Annotated in this window: 17 protein-coding genes; 4 read left to right on the top strand and 13 right to left on the bottom strand. The window is 64.0% G+C overall.

Going from position 1 to position 17,237, the window contains the following annotated elements; genetic code table 11:
* Both CK224_RS24330 and CK224_RS24325 read left to right on the top strand, forming a co-directional pair.
* Positions 1-1,185, top strand: a complete 1,185-nt coding sequence (locus CK224_RS24330) for a CoA transferase (protein WP_095783511.1) — start codon at positions 1-3, stop codon at positions 1,183-1,185.
* Complete coding sequence (locus tag CK224_RS24325; protein ID WP_095783510.1) at positions 1,182-2,021, top strand: citryl-CoA lyase; 840 nt, start codon at positions 1,182-1,184, stop codon at positions 2,019-2,021. Before CK224_RS24330 ends, CK224_RS24325 begins: the two co-directional genes overlap by 4 nt.
* Positions 2,022-2,130: 109 nt before the next feature.
* Here CK224_RS24325 and CK224_RS24320 read toward each other — a convergent pair whose 3' ends face one another.
* Complete coding sequence (locus CK224_RS24320) at positions 2,131-2,598, bottom strand: NUDIX hydrolase (RefSeq protein WP_095778756.1); 468 nt, start codon at positions 2,596-2,598, stop codon at positions 2,131-2,133.
* Here CK224_RS24320 and CK224_RS31510 point away from each other — a divergent pair.
* A complete protein-coding gene (locus CK224_RS31510; protein ID WP_176478006.1) occupies positions 2,528-2,782 on the top strand; it encodes a hypothetical protein in 255 nt (84 codons plus the stop codon). The two genes, CK224_RS24320 and CK224_RS31510, sit on opposite strands and share 71 nt — an antisense overlap.
* Here CK224_RS31510 and CK224_RS24315 read toward each other — a convergent pair.
* The 12 genes from CK224_RS24315 to CK224_RS24260 form a co-directional block, all read right to left on the bottom strand.
* On the bottom strand, positions 2,743-3,006 hold the full coding sequence (locus CK224_RS24315; protein ID WP_245299831.1) for a hypothetical protein: 264 nt from the start codon (positions 3,004-3,006) through the stop codon (positions 2,743-2,745). The two genes, CK224_RS31510 and CK224_RS24315, sit on opposite strands and share 40 nt — an antisense overlap.
* Before the next feature lie 169 nt (positions 3,007-3,175).
* On the bottom strand, positions 3,176-3,868 hold the full coding sequence (locus CK224_RS24310; protein WP_095783509.1) for a response regulator transcription factor: 693 nt from the start codon (positions 3,866-3,868) through the stop codon (positions 3,176-3,178).
* Positions 3,865-6,588 (bottom strand): sensor histidine kinase KdpD, encoded by a 2,724-nt coding sequence (locus CK224_RS24305; protein WP_095783508.1) that lies wholly within the window; start codon positions 6,586-6,588, stop codon positions 3,865-3,867. The genes CK224_RS24310 and CK224_RS24305 overlap by 4 nt, the downstream gene beginning before the upstream one ends.
* Positions 6,589-6,644: 56 nt before the next feature.
* On the bottom strand, positions 6,645-7,208 hold the full coding sequence (gene kdpC / locus CK224_RS24300; protein WP_095783507.1) for a potassium-transporting ATPase subunit KdpC: 564 nt from the start codon (positions 7,206-7,208) through the stop codon (positions 6,645-6,647).
* A gap of 12 nt (positions 7,209-7,220) precedes the next feature.
* Positions 7,221-9,317 carry a potassium-transporting ATPase subunit KdpB gene (gene kdpB / locus CK224_RS24295; RefSeq protein WP_067003973.1) on the bottom strand — a complete coding sequence of 699 codons (2,097 nt, stop codon included), beginning with the start codon at positions 9,315-9,317 and terminating at the stop codon, positions 7,221-7,223.
* Positions 9,314-9,544 (bottom strand): hypothetical protein, encoded by a 231-nt coding sequence (locus CK224_RS24290; RefSeq protein WP_095783599.1) that lies wholly within the window; start codon positions 9,542-9,544, stop codon positions 9,314-9,316. The genes kdpB and CK224_RS24290 overlap by 4 nt, the downstream gene beginning before the upstream one ends.
* A gap of 7 nt (positions 9,545-9,551) precedes the next feature.
* Positions 9,552-11,255, bottom strand: a complete 1,704-nt coding sequence (gene kdpA / locus CK224_RS24285; RefSeq protein ID WP_067004200.1) for a potassium-transporting ATPase subunit KdpA — start codon at positions 11,253-11,255, stop codon at positions 9,552-9,554.
* A 22-nt stretch (positions 11,256-11,277) separates the two neighbouring features.
* Complete coding sequence (locus tag CK224_RS24280) at positions 11,278-11,367, bottom strand: K(+)-transporting ATPase subunit F (protein WP_067003971.1); 90 nt, start codon at positions 11,365-11,367, stop codon at positions 11,278-11,280.
* Positions 11,368-11,860: 493 nt separating this feature from the next.
* Positions 11,861-12,952, bottom strand: coding sequence for a Gfo/Idh/MocA family oxidoreductase (locus CK224_RS24275; protein ID WP_067003969.1), 1,092 nt, complete (start codon positions 12,950-12,952; stop codon positions 11,861-11,863).
* A gap of 74 nt (positions 12,953-13,026) precedes the next feature.
* A complete protein-coding gene (locus tag CK224_RS24270) occupies positions 13,027-14,199 on the bottom strand; it encodes an ABC transporter substrate-binding protein (protein WP_067003968.1) in 1,173 nt (390 codons plus the stop codon).
* Positions 14,200-14,283: 84 nt separating this feature from the next.
* The gene (locus CK224_RS24265) at positions 14,284-15,132 is read right to left on the bottom strand and encodes an ABC transporter permease (protein ID WP_067318822.1); all 849 of its coding nucleotides are present in this window, start codon (positions 15,130-15,132) and stop codon (positions 14,284-14,286) included.
* Positions 15,129-15,962 carry an ABC transporter ATP-binding protein gene (locus CK224_RS24260; protein WP_095783506.1) on the bottom strand — a complete coding sequence of 278 codons (834 nt, stop codon included), beginning with the start codon at positions 15,960-15,962 and terminating at the stop codon, positions 15,129-15,131. Before CK224_RS24260 ends, CK224_RS24265 begins: the two co-directional genes overlap by 4 nt.
* Positions 15,963-16,232: 270 nt before the next feature.
* Between CK224_RS24260 and CK224_RS24255 the strand changes: the two genes are divergently transcribed.
* The gene (locus CK224_RS24255; protein WP_095783505.1) at positions 16,233-17,180 is read left to right on the top strand and encodes a MurR/RpiR family transcriptional regulator; all 948 of its coding nucleotides are present in this window, start codon (positions 16,233-16,235) and stop codon (positions 17,178-17,180) included.
* Positions 17,181-17,237 lie beyond the last annotated feature (57 nt).

Raw genomic sequence — 17,237 nt, 5'->3', positions numbered from 1 at the left:
ATGACAGACCTGCTTTCCGGCATCCGCGTCCTCGACCTCACCAATGTGCTGGCAGGTCCTTACTGCGCCTACCAGCTGGCGCTGCTCGGCGCCGACGTCATCAAGGTCGAGGCGCCGCCGGGCGGCGATCTCGCGCGCCAGCTTGGCGCCTCGCCGGAGCTCAACAAAGCCGGCATGGGTGCATCCTTCCTGGCGCAGAACGCCGGCAAACGATCGGTGGTGCTCGACCTGAAGCAGGAGGCCGACCGCGAGCGCTTCCTCAACCTGGTCGCCACGGCGGACGCACTGGTCGAGAATTTCCGGCCCGGCGTGATGGATCGGCTCGGCCTCGGCCATGAGAAGCTGAAGAAGGTGCGGCCAAGCCTCGTCTATTGCGCGATATCGGGTTTCGGCCAGACCGGCCCGATGCGCGGCAACCCGGCCTATGATCAGATCATCCAGGGGCTGTCCGGGATCATGAGCATCACCGGCACGCCGGAAACGGCGCCCCTGCGCGTCGGCTATCCGGTCGCCGACACGCTGGGCGGGCTGGTGGGGGCCTTCGCCATCGCTGCGGCGCTGGTGCGGCAGAAGACCAGCGGCGAAGGCGCCTTCCTCGACGTGTCGATGCTCGAATGCACGCTGTCGGCGCTAGGATGGCCGGTGTCGAACTATCTGACGGCGGGCGTCCAGCCTCAAGCCATGGGCAACGAGAACATGACGGCCGCGCCCTCCGGCGCGTTCCGCACCGGCGAGGGCCTGCTCAACATCGCCGCCAACAAGCAGGAGCAGTTCGTCATCCTTTGCGGCTTGATCGGCCGCCCAGAGTTGGCTTCGGATCCGCGCTTCGCCGAGCGCGAGACGCGCAAAGAGAACCGGGCAGCGCTGAAGCCGCTCATCGAAGACGCGCTTGCCGGCGCTCCTGCGGCGGTCTGGGAAGAAAAGCTCAACCGCGCCGGCGTGCCGGCCGGGCGGGTGCTGACGATCCCGCAAGTGCTGCAGGAACGCCAGGTCACCGAGCGCCGCATGACGACGCGCTTCCAGGAGATACCCGGAATGGACAAGCCGCTCACGGTGGTGCGTGGCGGCTTTATGGTCGACGGTGCGGCTCCCGTGCCAGCCGGCCCCCCGCCACGTCTTGGCGCGCATATGGACGACGTGTTCGCCAGCTTGCCGGCGCGCGGCAAAGGGAGGGCGCGGGCATGAGCGCGGACAAAAGGACCGGCCGCGACCGCGGCGAGGAGTGGTGGCGGACCGGCATCATCGAGATGCAGCCCGGCGTGATCCGGCTGCACGGCTACCAGATCCAGGATCTGATCGGCCGGGTCAGCTTTCCGGCGATGATCTGGCTGATGCTGCGCGGCGAATTGCCGGGCGACGATCAGGCGGCGCTGCTCGGCATCGCGCTCGGGGCCGCCGTCGACCACGGCCCGCAGGCGCCGTCGATCGCGATCGCGCGCATGGCGGCGACCTGCGGCGTCGGCATCAACAACGCCATGGCCTCCGCCATCAATGTGCTGGGGGACGTGCATGGCGGGGCCGGCGAGCAGGCGCTTTCCTTCTATGGCAACATCGCCGCCGCAATGGATGGTGGCGCGAGCCTCGCCGAAGCGGTGAGTGCGCGGCTCGACCGGTTCTTCGCCGAGGAAAAGGGCTACGTGCCCGGCCTCGGGCATCGCTTCCACCCGATCGATCCGCGGGCGCCGCGCCTCATCGAACTGACGCGCGACTTCGCCGGTCGCGGCGTCGTCAGCGGGCGCTTTGCCGACATTGCCGAGGCGATCGAGGCGGAGGTGGCGACACGCAAGGGCAAGACGATCCCGCTCAACATCGATGGCGCCACGGCCGTCATCTATGGCGAGCTAGGCTTCCCGCCGCCACTGACGCGCGGCCTCTTCGTGCTGTCGCGCTCGGTAGGCATACTGGCGCATGCCTGGGAGCAATCACAGGAGAGCGACCGCAACAAGGGACCTCTGCCCAAAGAATGGCTGTGGGCTTATAGCGGCACCCCGGCACGGCCGTTTCCTGGCGACTCCGATTAGAGCGTTTCACCGTTCCACGGAAACGGCGAACCAATCTATCTCTTTGTTTTGACGGAATTCCTGACGGATGCCGTGTCACACTTTCGTGGAATTGCGCCAGGCCATCGTCTTACGCCGGATCGGTCGCCAAGGCCGTCAAATCCCTCAGCAGCGTGGAAAGCTCGGGCTCGTCGATCAGCAGGGCCGCATCGGCCGCCGGCAGCCAAGCCCGCTGACGGTTCACGGCCTCCCGCCAGTTGGCCATCTCCTCGCTGACTTCGAGCAGGTAGACGACCACGTCGACACGGACGAAACGGCTGGCCATGCGCTTCCAATAGGAGTAGCCGCCGGCAGGCTGCTTCAGCGCCTTGCCCAGCACGCCCGCCTCTTCCTGGGCCTCGATCGCGGCCGCCTTGCGCCCGCTCTTGCCCTTCATCGGCCAGCCCTTGGGCACAATGAAACGTTTGGTCGTGCGCGAGGTGACCAGCAAGACTTCAAGCTGGCCGTCGCCGCGTAGGCGAAAGGGGATGGCCGCCACCTGGCGGATCCGCTCTCCCTTCTTTGCCCTGCGTACTGCTTTCTTCTTGGCTGCTGCCATCCCAAAATCCGATCAAAGCGGCATTCCTGCCGTACGCTATCCGCACGGCAAAACCTCGCTCCTGCAAATCCCAAAACCGCCGCCCATGCAAGCCGGCGCGCTGCCGACAGTAAGTCGGCTAAGTAAACCCAAAAAAGAAAAATGTCAGCGGCAGACGCGCGAAATCGTGGTGCCGATCACCTGAGACTGGCAATTCTGCTTGACGATCGGCACTTCAGGGCGAGCCTTCGGAACGATCTGCCGGTCCTGCTCGCGGTAAAGCTGCTGCTGTTGCTGGAATTGTCGTCGCTGCAGCTGGTTCCGGAGCGCCTGCAGCTCGTTATGTTGGATCAGGGCGTTGCGGTCTGTGGGAATGACGACCTGCGCGGAGGCATATGAAGCCGCGCCCAAAAGGGCGGCAGTCGACAAAGCCGCGGCAATCAAAGCCGCCGATAGCCGAGGATGCGACATCGCTTCCTTCCCGCACGAAAAACAGAAACCTTGCCGTAATATAGGGTGTTTGTGCGGATCTACCATGGTTCAAGCGACCGATCTCGCGGCACAGCCTCGATCGGTTGGATGATGCCCGCCGGTTCCTTCAATCGACCTCGCGCAAACGGTAGCCGACGCCGGTCTCGGTGATGATGTAGCGCGGCTGGTCCGGTGTCTTCTCGATCTTCTGCCTCAATTGGCGGACATAGACCCTGAGATATTGCACGTCCGTCGACTCGTTCCAGATCTGCTTCAGCAGGAACCGATGGGTCAGAACCTTGCCGGCATACTGCACGAGCATGCGCAGGATATCGTATTCCTTCGGCGACAGTTTTACTTCCTTACCCTCTACCTTGACGATGCGCTTCACCAGGTCGACCGAAAGGTCGCCGGCCTGGAACACCGGCTTCTCGCCCTGCTGCTGGAACTTGTGGCGCAGCGCCACGCGGATGCGGGCGACGAGCTCGTTCATGCCGAAGGGTTTCGTCACATAGTCGTCCGCGCCGATCTCGAGCGCCTGGACGATGCCGGCCTCGTCGGTGCGGCTCGACAGGATGACGACCGGAATGTCGAGGCCGTCGTCACGCCATTTGCCGAGCAGTTCGAGGCCCGTCATCCCCGGGAGGCCGAGATCGAGCAGGATCAGGTCGGGCCGCTGCGCCTGCATGAGCTCGATCGCTGCCTTGGCGTTCGGTGCCTCCGATACGGCATAGCCCTGGCTGCCGAGGCCGACCCGAAGCAGCCTGCGGATCGGCGGTTCGTCGTCGACGACCAGGATGCTGACGTTCTGACCGGTCATGCGGCGTCATCCGTTTTGGCGACGGCCAGGTCTGGAATTTCCTGCGGCACCGGCATGCGGATGGTGAAGATCGCGCCGGGCCGGTCGGTGCGGTTCGTCGCCGAGATCCCGCCGCCCATGGCCTCGACGAAACCGCGACTGATCGACAGGCCGAGACCCGTGCCGGCGCGGACCTGGTCGCGCTTGCGCACCCGATAGAAGGTGTCGAAGATCCGTTCGAGGTCGTTCGGCGGGATGCCTGGTCCCTCGTCCATGACCTGCAGGATGACGGAGCCGTTGTCCACCCAGCCTTGCAGGCGGATGGTCGAGCCGGGCGCGGAATATTTGGCGGCATTGTCGAGGAGGTTGAACAGCGCCTGCTCGAACAGCACCGGGTCGAGGCGCAGCATCGGCAAGTCCGGCGGAATGTCGGTGTCGATGCGGTGCTCGCCGGTGATCTTGCGAGCGCGATCGAGCGCCGAGCCGACGATATCGCCGACATAATGGAGAGCGTAGTTCGGCTCCATGGCGCCGGACTCGATCTTGGTCATGTCGAGCAGATTGGCGATGAAGCGGTTGAGCCGCTCCGATTCGTCGACCACCGTCGACAGGAGTTCCGCGCGGTCCTCTTCGGGAAGGGCGGCCGCGTATTCCCGCAGCGTGCCGGCGGCACCCATGATGGCGGCCAGCGGCGTCTTCAGGTCATGCGAGATCGAGGTAAGCAGCGCCGTGCGCAGCCGGTCCGCTTCCGCCGCCAGCCTGGCGCGGTCGACATCGGCGACAAGCTGGATGCGTTCGATGGCGACCGCCGCCTGATCGGCAAGCGCGTCGAGAAGGCGCTGCTGCTCGGGGGTCAGCAAAGGGCCCTGCTTGTCGTTGTCGAGGCCGACGACGCCGACCGCTGTCCGGCCTGTTCGCAAGGGCAGATAGAGGCGCTTCGCGCCGGGCAGCGTATCGGCGCCGCGGCCGGCGGGGCGGTCATGTTCCCAGGCCCAGCGGGCCGCCGCGATGTCGGCCTCGGCGAGCGTATCGTCCGGCGGATAGCCGGCCTTGACGGTGATCGTTCCATTCTCGGGCAGAAGCAGCACCACGCGCACTTTCAGCATCGAGGCGATCTGGAAGGCGGTGGCCCACAGCACGTCGTCAAGCGTGCCGGCGCCGGCGAGCTTCTTGGAGAACGAGTAGATGTCCTGCGTGGCTCGCGCGCGTGAGCGGGCGGCGACCGCCTGGCGCTGGACGCGCGCCGTCAGATTGCTGGCGATGACAGCGACAACGAGAAAGACCGCGAAGGCAACGATGCTCTCCGGATCCCTGATCGTGAACGTATAGCGCGGCTCGAGGAAGAAATAGTTGAAGGCAAGCGCGCTCAGGAAACAAGCGTAGAGCGCCGGCCAGAGTCCGAACGTCACCGCCGAAGTCAGCACCGCCAGCAGCAGGACGCTGGCCAGATTGCGGACATCGAGGAACTGATCGAGAATCGAGCTGACGGCCACCGCGCCGGCGACATAGGCCGTCGAGAACAGATAGGGCCAGATCTGGAAGGGCTTCTGCTCGGACGCGGCCTTCACCCGGGCCGACGGAATGTCGGCATCGCGCTCCTTGCCCGAAATGACATGGACGCTGATGTCGCCGGCATTGCGGATCAGGTCATAGGTGAGCGAGCCCTCGATCAGTTCCCGCCAGCGCGAGCGGGTCGGCCTGCCGATGACGATATGGGTGAAGTTGTTCGCCGTCGCATGGCGCACGATGTCCTGGGCGACGTTCTGGCCCGGGATGGTCGCCACCTCGGCGCCGAGCTGTTCGGCAAGGCGCAGGTTTGTCGCCAGCCGGTCCTTGTCCTCTTCGGACATGCCGGCCAGGCGAGGCGTGTCGACATGCAGTGCCGTCCATGGCGCCCGCAGGCGATCGGCGAGCCGGCGCGCGTAGCGGATACGAGCGCCCCCGTCCGGACGCGAGTCGACGCAGACAAGGACCCGCTCGCCGGCCGCCCACGGTCCCGGAATGGCGTGGGACTGCATATGGCTGAGGAGCTGTTCATCGACGCGCTGCGCGGTGCGTCGCAGCGCCAACTCGCGAAGCGCCGTCAGATTGCCAGGCGAAAAATAGTTCTCGATCGCGCGCTGAGCGGTTTGCGGGAAATAGACCTTGCCTTCATGCAGCCGCTTGATCAGGTCGTCCGGGGTGAGGTCGATGACCTCGATGTCGTCGGCCTCGTCGATGATGGAATCCGGAACGGTTTCGCGCACCCTGACGCGGGTGATCTGCGCCACGACGTCATTCAGGCTTTCGACATGCTGGATGTTGAGCGTGGTGTAGACGTCGATGCCCTGCGACAGGATTTCCTGAACATCGAGATAGCGCTTGGGATGACGGCTGCCGGGCGCGTTGGTGTGCGCGAGTTCGTCGATCAGAACCAGCTCCGGCCGCCGTTTCAGGATGGCGTCGATGTCCATCTCGTCGAGGACGAGGCCCCTGTATTCGACCTCGCGGCGCGGGATCACCTCATAGCCTTCGACCAGCGCCTGGGTTTCCTTGCGGCCATGCGTTTCAACGACGCCGATCGCGACGTCGATGCCGTCGGCGCGCCGGGCGCGGCCTGCCAACAGCATCTCGTAGGTCTTGCCGACGCCGGGCGCCGCGCCAAGGAAGATGCGCAGACGGCCGCGGCCCTCCCGCTCCGCGTGCTCGAGCAGCGCGTCGGGAGAAGGTCTGTTCTCGAAGTTGGTCCTGTCGTCCGGCATCAAGTCCAATCATGGATTGCACCGGGGATCGTGTCGATCCCCGCTGCGGGTGCTGATTATTTGAGATCGTCGAGCCCCATGTTGAGGGCCAGCACATTGACCACCGGCTCACCCATGAAGCCCAGCTCGCGATCCTCGACATGGCCGTCGACAAGCGATTTCACCTTGGCTTCATCGATGCCCCTGGCCTTGGCAATCCGCGGCACCTGGAAATAGGCCGCCTCCGGGCTGATCTCGGGATCGAGGCCGCTGCCAGACGTGGTGACGAGATCCATCGGAACCGGTGCGTTCGGGTTCTCGGCCTTCAGCCTGTCGGCGTCGGCCTTGATGCGTTCGATCAGCTTCGCATTGGTCGGCCCGAGATTCGAGCCGCCGGAGGAGGCGGCGTTGTAGCCGTCGCCGGCTGCCGAGGGCCGCCCGTGGAAATAGCGGTCGCTGGCGAAGGCCTGGCCGATCAGTTCGGAGCCGATAACCTTGCCATCCTTTTCGATCAGGCTGCCATTGGCCTGGCTGGGAAACAGCGCTTGCGCGATGCCGGTCATGCCGATCGGATAGATGAGGCCGGTCAGCACCGTGAAGAACACGATCATGACGATCGCGGGTCTGAGTTGCTTGAACATCGGAATGGGTCCCTATGCCAGGCCAAGAGCCGTGACGATCAGGTCGATCGCCTTGATGCCGGCGAACGGCACGATGATGCCGCCAAGGCCGTAGACGAGAAGATTGCGGGTGAGCAGCGCGCCGGCGCCGATGGCGCGGTATTTCACCCCCTTCAGCGACAGCGGGATCAGCGCGACGATGATCAGCGCGTTGAAGATGATCGCCGACAGAATGGCGCTCTGCGGCGTCGCCAGATGCATAATGTTGAGCGCCTGCAGCGGGCCCGCCGACTGGCCGGGCGCGACGTAGAACACGGCGAACATGGCCGGGATGATGGCGAAATACTTGGCGACGTCGTTGGCGATCGAGAAGGTGGTCAGCGAACCGCGCGTCATCAGCAGCGCCTTGCCGATCTCGACGATCTCGATCAGCTTGGTCGGATCGCTGTCGAGGTCGACCATGTTGCCGGCCTCGCGCGCGGCGACCGTGCCGGTGTTCATGGCGACGCCGACATCGGCCTGGGCGAGCGCCGGCGCATCGTTGGTGCCGTCGCCGCACATCGCGACAAGCTTGCCCTTGGCCTGTTCCTCGCGGATCAGCGACAGCTTGTTTTCAGGCGTCGCCTGGGCGAGGAAGTCGTCGACGCCGGCTTCGGCCGCGATGGCCGCTGCGGTCAGCGGATTGTCGCCGGTGATCATCACCGTGCGGATGCCCATCTTGCGAAGCTCGGCGAAACGCTCGCGAATGCCGCCCTTGACGATGTCCTTGAGGTGGACGACGCCGAGCAGGCGCCCGTCGCGCTCGACCGCCAGCGGCGTGCCGCCGGCCTTGGCGATCTCGTCGGCCCTGGCCTGCAGGTCGCGCATGGTGTCGCTTGTCGGACGCGTGCCATGGCTTGCGACCGTTGCTTGATTGACATGGGCTAGCACGGCATCGACCGCGCCTTTGCGCACCGACGAGCCGTCGATGTCGACGCCGCTCATACGGGTCTGCGCGGTGAAGGGCACGAAAGTGGCATGCAAGGTCGCCATATCGCGGGCGCGGATGCCGTATTTTTCCTTCGCCAGCACCACGATCGAGCGGCCTTCCGGCGTCTCGTCAGCCAGCGAGGCCAATTGAGCAGCATCGGCAAGCTCCTGTTCGGACACACCCTTCACCGGATGGAACTCGGTCGCCTGGCGATTGCCGAGGGTAATGGTGCCGGTCTTGTCCAGGAGCAAGGTGTCCACGTCGCCGGCAGCCTCGACGGCGCGGCCGGACATGGCAAGCACGTTGAAACGCACCAGGCGATCCATGCCGGCAATGCCGATGGCCGAAAGCAGCGCGCCGATCGTGGTCGGGATCAGCGTCACGAACAAAGCGACGAGGATCGTCACCGGGATATAGCCGCCGGAGTAAGAGGCGAAGCTCGGGATGGTCGCGGTGGCCAGGACGAAGATCAGCGTCATGCCTACAAGCAAGATGTTGAGCGCGATCTCGTTCGGCGTCTTCTGGCGCTCCGCACCTTCGACCAGCGAGATCATGCGGTCGAGGAAGGTCTGGCCGGAGGCGGCGGAAATGCGCACACGAATCCAATCGGACAGCACCTGCGTGCCGCCGGTGACGGCTGAGCGGTCGCCGCCGGATTCGCGGATGACAGGCGCGGATTCGCCGGTGATTGCTGCCTCGTTGACGGAAGCCACCCCTTCGATCACCTCGCCGTCGGAAGGGATGATGTCGCCGGCTTCGACCAGCACGATGTCGCCGACCTTCAGGCTGGTGCCAGGCACCAACTTGAACTTGCCGCGATCCTCGCCGTTGACGAGCAGCTTGGCCTGGGTCTCGGTGCGTGCCTTGCGCAGCGAGTCGGCCTGCGCCTTGCCGCGCCCCTCGGCCACCGCCTCGGCAAAGTTGGCGAACAGCACGGTGAACCACAGCCAGATGATGATCTGCAAGGTGAAGCCGAGATCGCCGCCGCCGGTGATGACATCCTTGACGAACAGGACGGTGGTGAGTGCTGAGACGATGGCGACGACGAACATCACCGGGTTCTTGATCAGCGTGCGCGGATCGAGCTTGCGGAAAGCGCCGCCAATGGCGGGCATCAGGATGCTGGCATCCAGAATGCTCGCGGATTTGGACTGGCTCATTTCAGGACTCCGGTATCGGTGATGTTGGATGGCGCCGGGTGTTCGGTCTTCGGCAACAGATGCGGAAGGCCGGAGGCCAGCAGCCACAGCACGAACAGCACGGCCGCCATGCCGAGGAAGGTGGAGAGCGTCGGGAAAGGACGAGGCTTCTCGTCCCCTCCGTCATCGGGCGTTCCGTCACCGGATTGGTGACGATCGTGCCGACGTATGTTGTTGAACCAGGGCATGGTCATCTCAGAAAGTCTGTCCGCGGATCATCGCCAGATGCTCGACGATCGGACCGACGGCGAGCGACGGGAAGAAGGTGAGGCCGCCGACGATGACGATCACGCCGACCAGGAGGCCGACGAACAGCATGCCGTCGGTCGGGAAGGTGCCGGCGGAAGCAGGCACGGTCTTCTTCGTGGCCAGCGAGCCGGCGATGGCCAAAGCCGGGATGATGACCAGGAAGCGGCCCATCAGCATGCCGATCGCGATGGTGATGTTGTACCAGGGCGTGTTGCCGGTCAGTCCGCCAAAGGCCGAGCCGTTGTTCGCGGCCGCCGACGTGTAGGCATAGAGCACCTCCGAGAAGCCGTGCGGGCCGCCATTGGCCATCGAGGCCACCGCGCTCGGCAGGACCACGGCGATAGCCGTGAAGATCAGCATCGCCAGCGGCAGGCAGAGGATGGCAAGCATCGCCATCTTGACCTCCTTGGCTTCGATCTTCTTGCCGAGATATTCCGGTGTGCGGCCGACCATCAGGCCGGCAACGAAGACGGCAAGGACGACGAACATCAGGATGCCGTAGAAGCCGGCGCCGACGCCGCCGACGATGACCTCGCCAAGCTGCATGTTGATCAGCGGGATCATGCCGCCAAGCGCGGTGAAAGAATCATGCATGGCATTCACGGCGCCGCACGAGGCGGCCGTGGTGATGACCGCGAACAGCGCCGACAACGCTATCCCGAAGCGCGTCTCCTTGCCTTCCATATTGCCGCCGTCGATGCCGAGCGCATGCAGTAGCGGATTGCCGGCAGCCTCGGCCCAGTAGCAGATGACGACGCCGACGAGGAACAGCACGGCCATCGAGGCAAGGATCGCCCAGCCCTGGCGCTCACTGCCGACCATCCGCCCGAAGACGTTGGTGAGACCGGCGCCCAGCGCGAAGATCGACAGCATCTGGATCAGGTTCGAGATGGCGTCCGGATTCTCAAAAGGATGCGCGGCATTGGCGTTGAAGAAGCCGCCGCCATTGGTGCCAAGCATCTTGATGGCGACCTGCGTGGCGACTGGGCCGAGCGCGATCGTCTGCTTGGCGCCTTCCAGCGTGGTGGCGTCGACATAGGGTCCAAGCGTCTGCGGGATGCCGAGCCACACATAGACGAGCGTCAGCACGACGCAGGCCGGCAGGAGCACGTAAAGCGTGCAGCGGGTCAGGTCGATCCAGAAACTGCCGATCGACTTGCCCGAGGCGCGGGCAAAGCCGCGGATCAGCGCGATCGCAATGGCAATGCCGGTGGCGGCCGAAACAAAGTTCTGGACGGTGAGGCCGGCCATCTGCACGAGGTAGGACATCGTGCTTTCGCCGCCGTAGTTCTGCCAGTTGGTATTGGTGACGAAGCTCGCCGCGGTGTTGAAGGCGAGCTCCGGTTCGACCGCAGCCATCCCGGCGGGATTGTAGGGCAGCGCGCCCTGCAGCCGCTGCAAGGCATAAAGCACGAGGAAACCGGCGAGGTTGAAAAGCAGCATGCCGGTGGCGTAGGCGGCCCAGTGCTGTTCTTCCTTCTCGCTTGTCCCGGCGAGGCGATAGAGGCCGCGCTCGATCGGGACAAGCACGGGCGACAGCAACGTACGATCGCCTTTGAAGACGCGGTGCATGTAGCCGCCGAGCGGCTTCACGAGCAAAAGCAGGATCCCGCAATAGACGAGGATCTGTATCCAGCCGTTGAGTGTCATGAACTGACTTTCCGTATGCCGATCAGAAGCGCTCTGGGCGGATGAGGGCGTAGGTGAGGTAGGCAAGCAAGAACAAGGTCACCGCGCCGCCGAGGACGTAGTCGAAAAGCATTGTAAGACCCTCAGATTCTGTCGCAGGCTTTGACGTAAGCTAAGGACAGGACGAAGAACAAAATCCCCATCCCGAGAACAACGAGGTCCATTGCAGGCATTCCTTGTTTCGGCTTGTTTTTGCACCCCGACACGGTCGAGTTCAAAATTGCACAGGACCGCCCGTCACCTTGGCGGCGACGGCGATGAAAGTGTTTTTCGAGGGGAATATGGACCCGACCGCCATAAAGGTTCGAGACGAGGCGGGGAGCAAAGAAATAGGAATCTTATAGGAAATTGACGCCACGGGATGAAGGCGGCGGCAACGTGCTGTTCCAAAGATCCGGAAGCTGGTTGGCCGGCCGCCGGTCCCTGCACGGCATCTCCTCTTCCAACTGCGTGGAGAGCGCTACATAGCGGCCCGACTGGCTGCATGCCGATCGGCACGCCGCCGGCGGACTGCCCAGCCGCGAAGCGGCTAGATGTGGGGTTGCGCGGCAGGCTGACCGGAAGCTTCAGGTCAGCTCGACGGTCCGCTTCTCCGCGATGCTCTGCTCGGCGGCTAAAACGATGCGCAGGCTGTTGACGGCGGCATCCATTTGCTCGGTCAGATCGAGGTCCTCACGGATGGCGCGCAGGAAGAAGGCCTGCTCGCGGTCGCAAAGCTCCTGATGGCCGGGCTCGTCCTCCATGCTGACGATCTCGTCGGGCTTCGAGAAGTTCTTGTCGCCATCGACCTGCGCGTAGTGGATCTTCAGCGCGTCGGTCTTGGTGTGGCGGTCGATGTCGGCGGAATCCGATACCTCCTCGGCTTCCTTGGCGCTGCTTGCGGACTGGCCGGCGACGATCGAAACGGCGCCCTTCGGGCCGACCACATCCTTCACGAAATAGGCGGTCTCGCTCATCATCGGGCCCCAGCCGGCTTCATACCAGCCGACCGAGCCATCATCGAAAGTGACGTGCAGATGGCCATAATTCTGCTTGTCGGCTTCGGCCCAGAGCTTGGCGCCGATGCCGTGCACGCGCACCGGCTTGGCGCCGGTCAGCTGGCACATGACGTCGACATAGTGCACGCCGCAGTCGACGATCGGGATCAGCGAGTCGATCAGGTTCTTGTGCCAGTGCCAGGCGCTGCCGCTGCTCTGCTGGTTGAGGTTGAGGCGCATCACCAGGGGCTTGCCGAGCGTCTTGCCGACCTCGATGAATTTGATCCAGGACGGGTGGACGCGCAGGATGTAGCCCAGAACCAGCTTCCGGTTCTTGGCCCGCGCGGCGGCCACCACCTTCTCGGCGTCGGCGATGTTGGTGGCGAGGGGCTTTTCCATGAACACATGGCAGTTGGCGGCGATCGCCTTCAGCGCGTATTCGGCATGCGTGTTCGGCCAACTGTTGATCGAGACCGCGTCCGGCTTGGTCTCCTTCAGCGCCAAGTCGAAATCCTCATAGAGCGGATAGCCGGCGAGCTCCTTCGGGATCTTCTTGTTGCTCTTGATGGTGCGGCTCATGATGCCGACGATCTCGAAGCCGTCGGAGCGGTGATAGGCGCTCGCATGCGAAGCGCCCATATTGCCCAGACCAACCACCAGGATTTTTACTTTGTCGGCCATGTCAGCCTCCCCAATGCTCTTTGAACAGTAGCTCGGGCGGCATCAGGCGCCGCCCGATGGTCAATGCGCCCGCCTTACTTGACGGCGGAATCGAACAGGTGCGCCTTGATCTTCTCGACGTCGAGCGCGGCAAAGCCTTCCGACAGTTTCACGCCGTCGGCATCGGCCTTGACCTTCGCCTTGTCGAAGTCGTTGGCGGTCGGAATCAGGTCGTTGGTGCAGACGTCTTCGGCCTTCACCGGCGCGGTGATCTGGCCGATCTTCAGGATCTCGTCGAAAAAGCCCTGCCAGCTCGCCATGTCGTGCGAGCCCCAGCCACTGCGCTTGTCCATGTCACCGCGGAAGACGTTGATCTGCTGCAGGATCGAGGTGGTGCCGAGCTCAGGGCCAAGGTTCTTGGCCAAGGTCGGGAATTGCTCGAACACGGCTTCGACGGCCGCGCGCGGGTTCTGGTAGCCGAATTCGAGGCCCATCGCCCAGCCGCGCAGATATTTTTCGAGGAAGGCCTTCTTGTCGGGATCCTCGAGATCGGCGGCGCGCACGACGAAGGTGTTGGCCGGAAGCTTGGAATTCTGGACGCCGAGCCAATATTCGAAGTCGAGGTCCTTGGCGATCCATTCGGCGCGCAGACCTTCCCAGGAGAGCGCGGCATCGCCTTGGCCGCCGGCGAGGGCGGTGCCCCAGGTCGGCCACCCGGCCTCGACATATTTCACCTTCTTGATGTCGACACCCTGCGCGGCAAGCAGCGGATCGACGATCGCCTGCCAAGCGGCGGAGCCGAGAAGGATCGTTTTGCCTTCGAGGTCCTTCAGGTTCTTGGTGCCCTGGCCCTTGCGGAAGGCGATGCTGAAGGTGTCGCGCGCGCCCATGTGGAACACCGACTTCAGCTTCATGCCGTTCTGGATGGCGAAGGAGAAGACACCTGGCGAGGGGAAGCCCATGTCGGCCTGGCCGACATCGACGAACTTGACCGTCGCGGTGCCGTCCGACGGACCCGGCTGCATGTCGGTGGCGAGGTCGCCGAAATAGCCGGCCTTCTTGGCCGACCAGTAGGGATAGTCGTCCAGCACTTCGAGCGTGCCGCGCGGCGAGATCCAGGTGAATTTTTCATAAGCCGCCGCCCTGGCTTTCAGACCCGATGCGCCGAGCGCGGTGGCGGTCACCACGCCGGCGGCCGTCACTTGCAGGAAGTAGCGGCGGCTGATGCCCGCTCTTGTCGCTGTACTGAATAAGCTTTCGTTGGTCATGGCATTCCCCTTTTGTTGATTGCCCTTATCGATCGCTTTGCCCTTGCCTTCGCCCGTCTCCCGGGCGATCTCATCCGTCCGCGCTCATGCCTCCCAACTCGCCCATTTCTTGCCGATCAGGAAGAAGAGCACGTAGATCAGGATGCCGAGCGTCGACAGGATCAGCACCACCGCGAAGAATTGCGGCATCTGGATCATCGACGAATACGAGGTAAGCCGGTTGCCGAGGCCGAAGCCGCCGCCGACCATCTCGGCGCCTACCGCAGTGAGAAGCCCGAAGATCGCGCCGATCATCAGCCCGACCAGGATCATCGGCAGCGCCATCGGCGCGCGGATCTTCCAAAAGATCTGCAAGGTACTGGCGCCGTAGGAGCGGGCGAGCGCGATCTTGGCGCTGTCCACGCGGCGGAACCCGGTCGCGGCATTGATCATCACCATCGGTCCGGCGGCTAAAGCTACCGCGATAATGCGCGGCGTATAGCCGAAGCCGAAGCGCAGGATGAGAAGCGGCACCAGCGCCAGCATCGGCGTGGTGACGAGGATCAAGATGTAAGGCGCGACGATCTTCTCGGCGAAGGGAAACTGCGTGATCACCGCCGCCATCACGAGCCCGACGACGGCGCCGATGGCAAAGCCGGAGAAGAGCTCGACCAGCGTGTAGCCGAGATGCGGCGCGATCAGCGGGAACTCGTCGAATAAAGCGTAAACGATCGCACTCGGCGGCGGCATGATGTATTGCGGCACGTGGAAGATGCGCAGCGCCAGCTCGATGCCGCCGATGATCACCACCGCGACGACGAGAATCGCGGCCACCTCGGCGCCGGACTTGATGCCTGGGCCGCCGGCGAAGGCGGAGAGGTTGGTGAGGCTGACATCCTGGCCGTCACCGGACTTGGCTTTGGAGAATTCCGGAATGGCGTCGCCCCCGCTCACGGTCTGATCCTCACGATTTCAGCGTTCTTGTGTTCGAGCTGCTCCTGCGCCTTCGGCCGGCGCTCGCCGACGATGTCCATCTTGATGCGGTTGGTGAGGTCGAAGACCTCCTTGGTGGCCATGATCTCCAGCGAGCGCGGGCGCGGGAACGGCACGTCGTAGACCTTGGCGACGCGTCCCGGCCGCGCGGTCAGCACCACGACCCGGTCGGAGAGGAAGATCGCTTCCTCGATGCTGTGGGTGATGAAAACGATGGTCGTCTTGGTATCCAGCCAAATCTCCTCGACGAGGCGGTTCATCTCCTCGCGGGTGAAGCTGTCCAACGCACCGAAGGGCTCATCCATCAAGAGCACGGAAGGCTTCAGCGCCAGCGCGCGGACGATCGCCGCGCGCTGCTGCATGCCGCCGGAAAGCTCGCGCGGGAACTTGCCGCCGAAGCCGTCGAGCCCGACGCGATGAAGCAGATGCGCGATCCAGGCGCGATCGGGCTTCTCGCCCTTGATCTCGAACGGGAAGTTGATGTTGGCGTCGAGATTGCGCCAGGGCAGAAGGTTCGCTTCCTGGAAGACGATACCGATCTCGGGACGCGGGCCGGTGACCTCCTTGCCGTCAAGCAGTATCGCGCCGCTGGTCAGACGATGCAGGCCCGACATCGACCACAAGAGCGTGGTCTTGCCGCAACCGGAGGGGCCGACGATGGAGACGATCTCGTTGGCGTGCACGTCGAGGCTGCAGCGGTCCAGGGCGAGAAGATCGCCGGAGGCCGTGGTATAAACCTTGCTCGCTGCCTGCACGCCGAGCTTCGGCGTTCTTGCGCTGCCGGTATTCATGCTCCCCTCGGAGACTGCGTGATTGGGTTGCCGGAGCCACCTCTGTCCGCGAAATCAGTCTGTAACTATCCTACTTTACTGTCAAGCGGCGGCAAAGATCTGGCGCCATCAGATTCAACCAAAGCTTATCTAAGTGACTGATTTCGCCTTGTTTAGACGGGCTTGCAGTGTGTGTTACTTTCCTACATACTCACTTCGGCTGATTGCCTATGGCCAGCCGGCGGATAATCGCAAATATGGTGGTCCAGAAACGGCAGAGAAGGACGGCCAATGACCGAAGCTGACAGCCAGGCGCTGCGGATTTCCGACGCGGATGACGGCCGGCATGATCATGTCAGGCGCTTCCCCGACATCATTTCGCAGGTGAAGGACAGCTACACGGACTTGCGGCCGGCGGAACGTCGCGTCGCCGACGTCGTGCTCGACGACGTCAAATATGCCGTCGACGCATCGAATGCCGCGCTGGCGCAGCGCGCCCAGGTCAGCGAGCCGACGGTCACCCGTTTCTGCCGCGCCATCGGATGCGACGGCGTGCGCGACTTCAAGCTGAAGCTGGCGCAGAGCCTCGTCGTCGGCGCGCTTTATCTTAGCACCAAGCCGCAACGCACGAACGGCGACAGCGGCATGCCGTTCTGGAACGCCGTCTTCGGCGAAGCGCGCCGCGCGCTGCAGGAGGCCGAACGGCAGATCGATCCAGGGCAGTTGCAGAAAGCGGCGGAGCTGATCGCCAAGGCAAGGCAAGTGACGGTATTCGGACTTGGCGGCAGCTCATCGGCGCTGGCGCAAGAGACGCAGTATCGCCTGTTTCGCTATGGCATCACCATCAGCGCGCAATGCGATCCGTATCTGATGCGCATGACGGCTTCGACGCTGAAGCCGGGCGATGTGGTGATCGCGATATCGGCGACCGGCCGTACCCGGGAGGTGACCGAGGCGGTGGAGCTTGCCAAGCACTATCGCGCCGACGCGATCTGCGTGACCGCGCCGGACACGGAGCTGACACGCGTCTGCGATGTCCAGCTGACGATGGCGGTTCCCGAATATCCCGACACGCTGAAGCCGACCGCTTCGCGCTACGCTTTTCTTGCGGCCATCGACCTGCTCGCGGTCGCGTCCGCCTACAAGCTCGACGGCCCCGCGCGCGAGACGGTGCGCCGCATCAAATATAACGCCCAGATCCATCGGACGGGGAAGGAGATGGAGCCGCTCGGAGATTGAGGCAGGTTCTTCCTTCTCCCCTTGTGGGAGAAGGTGGATCTGCGCGATAGCGCCGAG

It is taken from the genome of Mesorhizobium sp. WSM3862 (genome assembly GCF_002294985.1).
In the GTDB taxonomy this organism is placed as follows: Bacteria; Pseudomonadota; Alphaproteobacteria; order Rhizobiales; family Rhizobiaceae; genus Mesorhizobium.
This window is presented reverse-complemented; position numbering and strand designations above follow the sequence as displayed.